The organism is Streptomyces sp. CBMA156 (genome assembly GCF_014596515.1).
Lineage (GTDB): Bacteria > Actinomycetota > Actinomycetes > Streptomycetales > Streptomycetaceae > Kitasatospora.
This window is the reverse complement of the sequence record NZ_MSJQ01000059.1, coordinates 1-10,338: the sequence shown is the minus strand read 5'-3', so window position 1 is coordinate 10,338 and position 10,338 is coordinate 1. Positions and strand designations below refer to the sequence as shown.

Genomic DNA, 10,338 nt, shown 5'->3' with positions numbered 1-10,338 from the left:
CCCCCGACGCGCTTCCGATCTGTGCTCGGCAGCCGCTCGGCGGACCTGCTCGCCGGGCTCGGACCGGCCCCGCTGGCCGCCGGGGACCGGCTGCCGGTCGGCCCCCCACCGCCGTACCGGGCCCGGCCCGAACTGGTGCCGCTGCCCGCTCCCCCGGCCGAGCTGGTGCTGCGGCTGCGGCTCGGGCCGCGCGCGGACTGGTTCACCGCGGAGGCGGTGGCCCGGATCGGCCGCGACCGGTACCTGGTCTCCCCGACCGGCAACCGGGTCGGGCTGCGCACCGAGGGGCCGCCGGTCGCCCGCGCCCGGGACGGCGAACTGCCCAGCGAGGGCATGGTGTCGGGCGCGGTGCAGATCCCGCCGGACGGGCAGCCGGTGGTGTTCCTGGCCGACCACCCGACGACCGGCGGCTACCCGGTGATCGGCGTCGTGCCGGCCGGCGACCTGCCGGCCGCCGCGCAGGCCAGGCCGGGGACGCCGGTGCGCTTCGTGCCGCTGCGGGGGCACTGAGCAGGGGGGCGCTGAGCGGGGCACTGGGTGGGCCCCGAGCCGGGTCCCGAACCGCGCATCGGCTTCGCGCTCAACGCCCCAACAGCAGTTCGGCGACGGCGCGTTGAGCCGGGTCAAGCCCCGTCTCGCCCTCCTCGGCCGCCCAGACCGCGTTCTGCAGCACCCGGGCGAGCGTCCAGGCCGCCGCCACCTCGCGGTCCAGCTCCAGCACCTCCGTCAGGAGGTCGAAGCGCCGCCGCAGCGCCCGGGCGAGGTCCCCGGTGGCCACCAGGTCCGTCCAGCGGTTGCGCAGCGCCGGGAGCAGCTCGAAGCCGGGGTGGCCGGCCAACGGCTTGGGGTCGATGGCCAGCCAGGGCGCCCGGCCACTGCCCGGGAGCGGGGCCAGCACGTTGCCGTAGTGCAGGTCCCAGTGCAGCAGGCGGTCGCCCGGCTCGGTGCGGGCCTCACGCAGAACGGCCGCACAGTCGGCGAGCAGGCGCCGTTCCGCCGGGTCGGCGAGGGAGGCGGTGGCTGCCGGGGCCGCCTCCAGCAGGCGGCCCGCCGTGTCCGCCAAAGTTCGCAGCCCGGACGGAGCCTGATGCCGCGTCAGTTCTCTCAGCAGCTCGGCGATCACGCGCAGCGCCGCGAGGTCGTCGGGGAGGTCGAGCAGCGAGCGCGCCGGGTCCAGGCGCTCCAACAGCAGTGAACCGGTGGCCGGTTCGTGATCGAGCAGCCGGACTGCGCTGCCGCCGCCCCACGCCCGCAGGGCGAGCGGCTCGCCGACCGTCTCCTCGTCCACCGGCTGGAGCTTGAGCACGGCCGGCGTCCCGTCGGCGCGCAGCACGGGCAGCACCAGCCCCACCACGCCGTGCGCGACCGGCCCGTCCGGGCGCAGCTCCCAGCGGTCGAGCAACTCGGCCGCCAGAAGGGGAAGTCCGGCCGTCCAGGCGCGCCCCTCGGCGCCGAGGGCCCCCTCCAGGGACGCGGCCAGCGCGGGTGGTACCTCGACGGACATCGGACGGGCTCCTCTCGGGCGGTTCACCTCACCCTACGGCGGACGGCGGCCGGCCCCGCCCGGTCGCCCCCGCCCGATCACCCCAGCCCGAGCGCCTCCGCCGCCGCGGCCGCGAAGCCGTCCGGGTTGTCGAGCATGATGTTGTGTCCGCAGTCGGGCACCGCGACCACCCGCACGCCCGCTGCCCGCAGGGCGTCGGCGCCCGCCGGCTCGCCGTCCGCCGCCGGGTGGAGGAAGGTGCGCGGGAGGTCGAGGCCGAGCAGCAGCTCGCGCATGGCCGGGACGGTCGCCCTGGCGAGGTGGCGGGCGCTGCGGTGGAGCGCCTCCGGACCGGCCAGCCGCATGGTGGACCACCAGAACGGGCCGACCCGCTCGGCGACTTCGTCCCGGCCGCCCGCCAGGAACTCCTCCTCGGTGTAGGCCGCGATGCCGCTGCTGCCGAGGTGGCGCCGGTCGGGGTCGATCCGGTCCAGGTTGGCGTCCACCAGGAGCAGCCGCTCGACCAGACGCGGGTGCCGGTGGGCGAGGACGATCGCGACCGCCCCGCCCATGCTGTGGCCCACCACCTCGACCCGGTCCGGCCCGGCGGCCGCGACCGCCGCCGCGACCGCGTCCGCGTGCTCCTCCAGCGTGTAGCCGAAGTCCGTCGGCCGGTCACTGAGGCCGAAGCCGAGCAGGTCCAGGAGCAGCGAGCGCCGCCCGGCGAGCAACGGGTGGACGGCGGCGGCCGCGAAGTAGGCCGGCGAGCTCGCGCCGAGCCCGTGCAGGTAGAGCCGGGCCGGCTCGGTGCCGGTCAGTTCGGTGCCGGTCAGTTCGGTACCGGGCAGCTCGACCCAGCGGATCCGGTCGCCGTTCGGGGTGACGGGGGCCTCACGCATGCTCACACGCTCCTCTTCCGAGGGGTCCCGGCACCGGCAGGCCGGCTCCGGGGGTTCCGGCGGACGAGCAGGACCATACATCGATGCCGAGGTATAGCGATAGCGATATATCCACGCCCCGAGGGATGGATCTGAGAGAGTGACCCCATGCTGAAGCTCGCGATCCTCGGGTTCCTGTACGACCGGCCGCTGCACGGCTACGAGCTGCGCCGCCACCTCGCCGCGCTCACCGGCCACGTCCGCCCGATCAGCGACGGCACGCTCTACCCCGCGATCAAGCGCCTGGAGGCCAACGGCCTGCTCGTCCGCGAGACCGAGCCGGGCAGCGCCGCCGCCCCGCGGCACACCCTGCACCTCACCGAGGCCGGCCGCACCGCCCTGCTCGACCGGCTGCGCGAGCCCGAACCGCTCGACGTCAGCGACGAGAACCGCTGGTTCACCCTGCTCGCCTTCCTACGGCACCTGACCGACCCGGCCGCCCAGGCCGCCGTGCTCCGCCGCCGGCTCGCCTTCCTCGCCGAGCCCGCCGGCTTCTTCTACGAGGGCGACCGCCCGATCCGCGCCGAGGAGTTCACCGATCCGTTCCGGCGCGGGCTGCTGCTGGTCGCCCGCGCCACCACCGAGGCCGAACTCGGCTGGCTGGCGGCGACCCTGTCCGATCTGGAGGGCGCCCCGCGCTAGAACGGCGTCGGGCCCGCCCGGAGCGCGCCGCGGCCCGCACCGGCCGTCGAACGGTCGGTACGGGCCGCGGGCGGGAGACGCCTCGGAGCGGGATCAGTGCCCGTGGTGGGCGTGCACCACCGCGTGGCCGCGCCCCCGGCCGATCATCCACTTGTTGACCGGGACGGTCAGCGCGAAGGCCAGCGCCAGCGAACCCGCCAGCGCCGCCCAGAAGAGCGGGTCGCCGAGACCGGCGTCCATCGCTCCCGGAACGGTGACCATCACGGTGTTGTCGATCAGCTCCATCACCAGGATCGACACAGTGTCGGCGGCCAGCGCGACCTTGACCGCGGCGCCGACGTCGAGGCCGGACTTCAGCACGCCGCGCATGGTCAGCGCGTAGCCGAAGACGAAGGCCAGCAGGATCGAGAGCACCACCGTCGCGCCGTTGTGCAGACCGAAGGCGGTGCCGAGCACCATGCCGAGGATCTCGCCGATGGCGCAGCCGGTGAGGCAGTGCAGGGTCGCCTGCGCGGCCATCCGCCAGCTGGTACCGCCGCCACCGTGGGCCTGCCGGTGACCGGTCTGCGCCGGGTGGTCGTGCCCGCCGTGGTGCCCGTGGTGTCCCTGACCCCCGGGCCCACCGTGCCGCTGGTCGGCGTGCCCGTGCTGCTGGTGGTGCTCGTGCCGTGCGGGGTGTGCCATGTCGTCCTCCGCTCGCCCCGGCGCCCCGTTCGGCGCCGCCCCTCTTGCTCCGTCGCTGGTCGAACTTATACCCCCCTGGGGTATGTCGCAACCCCGTTCCGACGCCCTCTTCCCCCTGCCCGCCCGTCCGTGTTCGGATGAACGGCATGGCAGACGAGCGACGCGAGGGTTACGACGGAACGGGCGAGGGCGCGATCACCCCGGACGGCTGCGCCGTCGAGGTCTGGAGCCGCCTCCCCGTGGGCGACGCCCCGGACGTGATCGAGGCCGCGGTGCCACCCGGCGCACGCATCCTCGAACTGGGCTGCGGCGTCGGCCGGATGACGCACCCGCTGACCGACCGCGGCTTCACCGTGACGGCCGTGGACGAGTCCGCCGAGATGCTGGCCCGGATCCGCCCCGGCGTCCGCACGGTGCGCAGCCCGATCGAGGAGCTGGACCTCGGCGAGCGCTTCGACGTCGTCATGCTCGCCTCCTTCCTGGTGCACGCCGGTGACGTCACCGTCCGCCGGGGCCTGCTGGAGACCTGCCGCCGGCACGTCGGCGAGGACGGCTGCGTACTGGTGCAGCGCGAGGGTGAGGACTGGCACCGCAACGTGCCGCGGGAGAACCGGATCGGCCCGGACGCGTGGTCCCGGCTCGTCTCGGCCACGCCGGTCGGCGACGGCGTCGACTCCGTCCGCTTCGAGTACACCTTCCCGGACGGCACCTGGACCCAGACCTTCCTGTCCCGCCCGCTCGACACCGAGGCGTTCGAGCAGGCGCTCGCGGAGGCGGACCTGGTGGTCGAGCGCTACCTCACCGCGGACCGCACCTGGGTCCGCGCGCGGCCCGTGCTCTGAACCGGCCGCGTGCGGCCCATGCTCGGAGCCGCTCCTGACACTGGCTCCGGACCGGGCCCGGCTCCGCGCGCGACGGTCGAACACAGGGTGAACAAAAAACCGTCACCTTCACCCCGTACCATCAGCCGCGCGCCGTGCTCGCGCGCGGCCCGCGGGCCGGGCGGCCCGCGGCGGCCCCGCCCGCCCTTCCGACCCGCAAGGACCCGCCCATGCCGCCCCTGCCCCACGCCCGACGGATATCCCCGGCGCGTGTCCGGTGATCAACTGGTTCCACGGGGCCGTCCTCGGCCTGATCCAGGGGCTCACCGAGTTCCTGCCGATCTCCTCCAGCGCCCACCTGCGGGTCTTCTCCGCCCTGCTGGGCTGGGACGACCCGGGCGCGGCCTTCACCGCCGTCACCCAGCTCGGCACCGAGACGGCGGTGCTGATCTACTTCCGCCGGGACATCGCCTCGATCATCAAGACCTGGTCGCTGTCCCTGTTCCGGCCGGCGCTGCGCTCGGACCCGGACGCGCGGATGGGCTGGTTCGTGATCATCGGCACCCTGCCGATCGGCATCCTGGGCAAGCTGTTCCAGGACACCATCGAGACCCACCTGCGCGACCTGCGGATCATCGGCACCACGCTGATCGTCTTCGGCCTGATCCTGGCCTTCGCCGACCGTACCCGGGCCGTCCGCCACGCCCGTCCGATCACCGACCTCACGCTGCCGCACGCGGGCACCTACGGCTTGGCCCAGGCGCTGGCGCTGATCCCCGGTGTGTCCCGCTCCGGCGGCACGATCAGCGCGGGCCTGCTGCTCGGCTACAGCCGGGAGGCGGCGGCCCGCTACTCGTTCCTGCTCGCCATCCCGGCGGTGCTCGCCTCGGGGGCACTGGAGCTGTTCAAGATCGGCGAGGGCCCGTCCCCGGCCTGGGGTCCGACCATCCTGGCCACCGTGATCGCCTTCGTGGTCGGCTACGCGGCCATCGCGTGGTTCCTGAAGTACATCTCGTCCCACAGCTTCATGCCGTTCGTGGTCTACCGGGTGCTCCTCGGCGTCCTGATCATCGGACTGGTCATCGGAGGCGTGCTGACCCCGGACGCGGGTGCGGTGAAGTAGAACCGGATTTCAGTACGAGGACCACAGAACGTACGAGGACCCGCGGAAGCAAGTGGGCCGGGACACCGTGTCGGTGTCCCGGCCCACTGAACGTTGTGGGCCGACCCTAACGCCCGTGCTCCCGGGCGGCGGTCAGGCGGCCGCGTACGGCGGCGTGGACCTCGGCCTCCTCGGCCGGGTCGGCGGCGAGCCTGCGCAACCGCTCCAGCACACGCGCGTCGCCCGTGGTGGCGACATGGCGCGCGGCGAGCTCACGCGTGGACTCCTCGCAGTCCCAGAGGCACTCGACGGCGGGCCCCTCGGGAAAGTGCACATCGGTCACGGCGAGCGCGCGGGCGGCGCGTCCGCGCAGCTCCGAGGAGCCGGCCTCCCCGTAGACGTGGCGCAGGACCGGTACGGCGTCGGCGGCGACCAGCCGCCCCGCACCGTCCACCAGCGACCCGAGCCCGGTACCGCTGACCCCGCGCACGGAGATCCAGCGGCGCAGCCCGGCCACCACCAGCGGCGCGTCGCCCGGCTCGCCCGCGTCGGCGAGCAGCTGGACGGCGGCCTCGCCGAGCGCGCTGTCGGCACCGCCGGTGGCCGGGTCGGCCCAGCGGCGGGCCTGCGCCAGCACCTCGGGGCCGCGCATCCGGCCGAGCAGTTCCAGGGCGGCCCGGACGATCCGGTCGTCCACGTCCGCGGCGGCCGTCTCGATCAGCTCGACGGCGGCCGGGTCGCGCTGCTCGACCAGGTGGCGCAGGGCGGCCCGGCGGGCGCCGGGCAGGCCGCCGCGCGCGGCTTCCACCAGCAGCGGGCGGTCCTCGGGCCGGACGACGGCGGTCAGACAACGGGCGGCCGCGGCGGCTCGGCGGTCCACCGCATCGGGGCCGGACTGCGGGTCGGGGTCGCGCACGGGCTCGGTGCGGGCGTCGGGCCGGCCGAGGAAGGCACCGGCGCCGAGGCTGCCGAGTTCGCCCTGGTCGGCCCAGGCCAGCACGTCGGCGGTTGACCAGCCGGGGGTGACGCCGCTGCGGTTGACCTGGCGTTGCCACAGGTCGAAGGGCGACTGCTCGCTGGCCGCCGCCACTCTCGGGTGGTAGGAGGCCCACAGCCGCCAGGGCCTGGGCTCGTACGCGTTGCGGATGAACTCGCGCAGCTCGGCGTCGCCCTCGGGGCCCGGCGGGAAGTGGTCCAGCACGGCGGTTCCGAGCAGCAGCAGGCCGCGGTCGTCGTCGCGCAGCGCGAGTTCGTCGAGGGCCCAGGACCAGTTGGCGCCGGTGGCGGCGTACTCGCGCAGCATCAGCAGCGCGTCGCGCCGGCCGTACGAGGCGAGGTGGCCCAGGACGGAGAGGGCGAGGCCGGTGCGGCTCTCGTCGTCGGTGACCAGGTCCTCGGCGGAGTGGAGGTGGTCCTCGATGCCGTCGAGGGGGGCTTCCAGGTCCATGTAGATGCGCGCGTAGTAGAGGGAGCGACTCTCGACCTGCCAGTCGGCTCGCGGGTCCCTGGTGACACACTCCTCCAGCGCGGAAATGGCCTCGGCACGGTCGGCGGCCAGCGCGTGGAGCTGCCCGTCACCACGGCCTCGCTGAAGGAGGCCTAGGAGGCTGGCACTGGGTGCTATCACTGGCTCGAACATGAGGTCAGCATCCGTTGCGGCGGTCGTAGTGGCAACGGGATTTCCGTCGCCGGGGTCTCTGGTCGGTACTGCGGTGGGCGCCCGGGCGCCGGAATCACCGAAGGTTACCGCCTCGGACCCCCGTCCGCACACAGGGCGACGACGGCTACTGCCACAGTGGCATATGCCAGGGGAACTTTGTCTGCGTTCTGTCCAAATCGCCCGCAAGGGTGACAACGCTGTGCGACAGTCTTCTCACCACCCGAACGGTCCGCACACCGTGGGCCACAGCCGAGCGATGGGCCCGCCATGAACATGCCGTTAGGTGCCATCCGCCCGCCGGGCGCCGCCATGGTGGACGGCGCCCCGACGGGCGGAACCGGCACGATCGGCAGGGCCGACGGCGGCGCCTCCGGTGCCGCGGGCGGCGACGGCACGGGCGACGCCGACAGCGGAACGGACGGCAGAGTGGACGGCACGGCACAGGAGCCGTCCGGCCCCTACCTGGGCGACGGCGGCGACCACGACGGCATCGACGACGGCCTGCTCGGCTCCGCCGAATGGGACCTGCTGACCGACGGCGCCCACTGGAGCCCGGAGACCTACCTCCTCCTCGGCTGCGACCCGGACCACGGCCCGCTCAGCCTCGACCGGCTGCCGGACCGGCTCCCCGAGGCGGACCGGCCGCTGCTGCGGCGGATGATGACCGACGCCCTGGTGCACGGCCGCTCCGCCGCCGGCACCGTACGGATCCGCCGGTCCGACGGACGGCAGGAGGGCGTCGAGTTCGGGGGCGAGCCCGTCCTCGGCCCGGACGGCACCGTCACCGCGCTGCGCATGCTGCTCCGCCCGGCCCCGTCGGCCTGAGCGCCCCGCCCCGAGCCCTGTTCCCAGCCCCGGCCCGAGGCCGCGCATCAGGGGCCCGACCACCCGGGGGCCCGCACCCCGGGACGCCCGTCAGCTCAGCCGCCGCCGGTTCTTGGTGTCCACCGCCCGCAGCGCCCGGCCCAGCTCCTCCCGCAGCTCGTCCACCACCGGCAGCCCCCGGTACCGGGCGGTCAGCCGGTACATCTCCCGCAGCCGGTCCCAGGTCCGGAGCGAGGAGTTCTGGCCGATCAGGTTCATCACCATCTTGGCCTGGAACCGCGCCGCGTCCGGCTCGCCGGTGATCAAGTGCACCGAGGCCAGGGTGATCCGGTCGAACAGCGCCGACCGCAGCTGCCCGGTGCCCTCCCGCAGGGTGATCACCCGCTCCGCGTGCCTGCGGGCCTCGGGGGCCACCGCCGGGTCGTGCTCGGACAGCGTGCGCAGCACCAGGGCCTGCATGCCGCGCAGTTCGGCTTCGTCGAACACCTGCATCCAGGACGGCGGCGGTTCGGGCGCCTCCTCGGCGAACAGGTCCTCGGCCTCGCCGAGCAGCCGGTAGGTGTCCTGCGAGTGCCCGATCGAGGCGTGCGCCCACGCCTCGACGGTGTTGAGCATGGCGCGCGTCCTGGGCAGCAGCCGCCCGCCGGCCGCCTTGGCCGCCGACATCAGGTCGAGGGCGTCGTCGGCCCGGCCCAGGTGCACCATCTGCCGGGCGGCCCGGGAGATCGCCTCGCCGGCCCGCGGCCGGTCACCGGCCTCCTTGGCCGCGTCGGCCGCGATCATGAAGTACTTCTGGGCGGTGGGCTCCAGGCCCACGTCGTGCGACATCCAGCCCGCCAGCACCGCCAGGTTGGCCGCGACCAGCCATAGCCGCTGCTCCACGGCGGGTGCGTGGCGGTGTGTCAACAGGCCGCCGACCTCGTTCAGTTGGCCGACCACCGCCTTGCGCTGCAACCCGCCTCCGCGGGCCGCGTCCCAGGCCCGGAACACCTGTACCGAGTGTTCCAGCGACTCCACCTCGTCGAGCCCGACCGGGCCCGCGTCGTACACGTCGACCACCGGGTGCGATCCGCTCCCGGCGACCACCTGTCGGGGCCCGGGGACGGAGGCCGCGTAGGCGACCGCGTCCCCGCTCAGCCAGCCCTTCAGCGAGTCGGCGATGACCGCCCCGGCCGTGAGCGCCGCTCCGGCGCCCACCAATCCACGTCGGTTCAGCATGAGGTCCATTCCCGTGAACTCGGTGAGGACCGCGGCTGTTCGATCCGGCGACCATGGCACTGCTGCGGACGCGTCCGCTCCGGACCTGGTGGGCCGGTGTCGTTCCAGACCGAGGTCCTCAGTGGTGACGACACGTCCGAGCCGCTCCGTGAACACGGCCGCCAGCACCCTCGGCACCGGATCGCGCGGGATCTCCCCCTGCTCGATCCAGCGCCGTACCCTCGACGTGTCGGTGGACAGCTGCAGCTGACCCATCGCGGCACCCCGACGGTTGACCAGCCGCGCGAGCTCGCCCTTCGACCATCCGGTCAGGACGAACATGTCGGCCAGTCGGGTGTTGGGTTCCCTGCTCAACGAAGCCCCCAGGTTCCTCGGCTGGTTCGAGGCTAGAGGCTCGGGCAAGTGCCGGGCGAGCATTCGCCACCGTTCGCCAGGGCCCGCCAGACTACTAAGCCAGTGCCCGACGGGTGTGTTGTAGGAGTGCGCCACCTCGCCCCCCGGGTCGGGCGGCGTCCCACCAGCGTCGGGGCCTTCCCCCGACGGTGGTACGGGGCGCTCCCGGTTCTCACCCGAGGGGGTGGCGCGGCCGGGTGGCGCGGGGGCGCCGGGCACGGCCACGGCAGTCCGGCCGACCGCATTCCCCAGGGTGCGGACGGCCGGAGCACTGCCGGACAGGGGTTCACGACCCCGCGTCCGTGCCCGGCGCCCGCGCACCACCCGCCGCACCGCGCGTGCCGCACCGCAGCACCCGCAGGGCCGCCGTCACGCCAGGAAGCACACGGCACCGGCCCTCCCCCGCCCCCGCGGGGAAGCACCCGCCGACGGACCGGAAGGGACCACCCTCAGCCCATGTACTCCTCAGCGACGACCCCGACGCCCACCGCGACCCGCCCCGCGCTGCGCCCCCCCACCGCAGCCGCCGGCCGCCCCGGCCCCAGGCCGGTGCCGCCGACGAGCCGTCCGGT

Annotated in this window: 10 protein-coding genes; 5 read left to right on the top strand and 5 right to left on the bottom strand. The window is 74.5% G+C overall.

What is annotated here, in order from left to right:
* Positions 1-510: biotin-dependent carboxyltransferase family protein (locus BU198_RS04475; protein WP_188295513.1), on the top strand; the 510-nt coding region annotated here is incomplete at its 5' end.
* A gap of 70 nt (positions 511-580) precedes the next feature.
* On the opposite strand, the gene BU198_RS04470 is transcribed toward BU198_RS04475, so the two are convergent.
* Both BU198_RS04470 and BU198_RS04465 read right to left on the bottom strand, forming a co-directional pair.
* Positions 581-1,504, bottom strand: a complete 924-nt coding sequence (locus tag BU198_RS04470; RefSeq protein ID WP_188295512.1) for an aminoglycoside phosphotransferase family protein — start codon at positions 1,502-1,504, stop codon at positions 581-583.
* Between the two features lie 77 nt (positions 1,505-1,581).
* Positions 1,582-2,382, bottom strand: a complete 801-nt coding sequence (locus BU198_RS04465) for an alpha/beta fold hydrolase (RefSeq protein ID WP_188295511.1) — start codon at positions 2,380-2,382, stop codon at positions 1,582-1,584.
* Positions 2,383-2,529: 147 nt separating this feature from the next.
* Here BU198_RS04465 and BU198_RS04460 point away from each other — a divergent pair, with 147 nt between their 5' ends.
* The gene (locus BU198_RS04460) at positions 2,530-3,063 is read left to right on the top strand and encodes a PadR family transcriptional regulator (RefSeq protein WP_188295510.1); all 534 of its coding nucleotides are present in this window, start codon (positions 2,530-2,532) and stop codon (positions 3,061-3,063) included.
* A gap of 93 nt (positions 3,064-3,156) precedes the next feature.
* Here the strand turns inward: BU198_RS04460 and BU198_RS04455 are convergent, their stop codons facing one another.
* A complete protein-coding gene (locus BU198_RS04455) occupies positions 3,157-3,747 on the bottom strand; it encodes a DUF4396 domain-containing protein (RefSeq protein WP_188295509.1) in 591 nt (196 codons plus the stop codon).
* A 146-nt stretch (positions 3,748-3,893) separates the two neighbouring features.
* Here BU198_RS04455 and BU198_RS04450 point away from each other — a divergent pair, with 146 nt between their 5' ends.
* Together BU198_RS04450 and BU198_RS04445 are read left to right on the top strand one after the other, a co-directional pair.
* Positions 3,894-4,589, top strand: a complete 696-nt coding sequence (locus BU198_RS04450; protein WP_188295508.1) for a class I SAM-dependent methyltransferase — start codon at positions 3,894-3,896, stop codon at positions 4,587-4,589.
* 259 nt (positions 4,590-4,848) lie between these two features.
* Positions 4,849-5,691, top strand: coding sequence for an undecaprenyl-diphosphate phosphatase (locus tag BU198_RS04445; RefSeq protein ID WP_188295514.1), 843 nt, complete (start codon positions 4,849-4,851; stop codon positions 5,689-5,691).
* A 106-nt stretch (positions 5,692-5,797) separates the two neighbouring features.
* On the opposite strand, the gene BU198_RS04440 is transcribed toward BU198_RS04445, so the two are convergent.
* Positions 5,798-7,309 (bottom strand): HEAT repeat domain-containing protein, encoded by a 1,512-nt coding sequence (locus tag BU198_RS04440; RefSeq protein ID WP_188295507.1) that lies wholly within the window; start codon positions 7,307-7,309, stop codon positions 5,798-5,800.
* 288 nt (positions 7,310-7,597) lie between these two features.
* Here BU198_RS04440 and BU198_RS04435 point away from each other — a divergent pair, with 288 nt between their 5' ends.
* Positions 7,598-8,155 carry a hypothetical protein gene (locus BU198_RS04435; RefSeq protein ID WP_188295506.1) on the top strand — a complete coding sequence of 186 codons (558 nt, stop codon included), beginning with the start codon at positions 7,598-7,600 and terminating at the stop codon, positions 8,153-8,155.
* Positions 8,156-8,245: 90 nt separating this feature from the next.
* On the opposite strand, the gene BU198_RS04430 is transcribed toward BU198_RS04435, so the two are convergent.
* Positions 8,246-9,727, bottom strand: a complete 1,482-nt coding sequence (locus tag BU198_RS04430) for a hypothetical protein (RefSeq protein WP_188295505.1) — start codon at positions 9,725-9,727, stop codon at positions 8,246-8,248.
* Positions 9,728-10,338: the final 611 nt, after the last annotated feature.

What these genes read in the sequence shown, in the direction of transcription:
- BU198_RS04470 (WP_188295512.1), bottom strand. Translation starts at nt 1,504, where the DNA reads ATGTCCGTCGAGGTACCACCCGCGCTGGCCGCGTCCCTGGAGGGGGCC.
- BU198_RS04450 (WP_188295508.1), top strand. Translation starts at nt 3,894, where the DNA reads ATGGCAGACGAGCGACGCGAGGGTTACGACGGAACGGGCGAGGGCGCG.
- BU198_RS04435 (WP_188295506.1), top strand. Translation starts at nt 7,598, where the DNA reads ATGAACATGCCGTTAGGTGCCATCCGCCCGCCGGGCGCCGCCATGGTG.
- BU198_RS04455 (WP_188295509.1), bottom strand. Translation starts at nt 3,747, where the DNA reads ATGGCACACCCCGCACGGCACGAGCACCACCAGCAGCACGGGCACGCC.
- BU198_RS04440 (WP_188295507.1), bottom strand. Translation starts at nt 7,309, where the DNA reads ATGTTCGAGCCAGTGATAGCACCCAGTGCCAGCCTCCTAGGCCTCCTT.
- BU198_RS04460 (WP_188295510.1), top strand. Translation starts at nt 2,530, where the DNA reads ATGCTGAAGCTCGCGATCCTCGGGTTCCTGTACGACCGGCCGCTGCAC.
- BU198_RS04465 (WP_188295511.1), bottom strand. Translation starts at nt 2,382, where the DNA reads ATGCGTGAGGCCCCCGTCACCCCGAACGGCGACCGGATCCGCTGGGTC.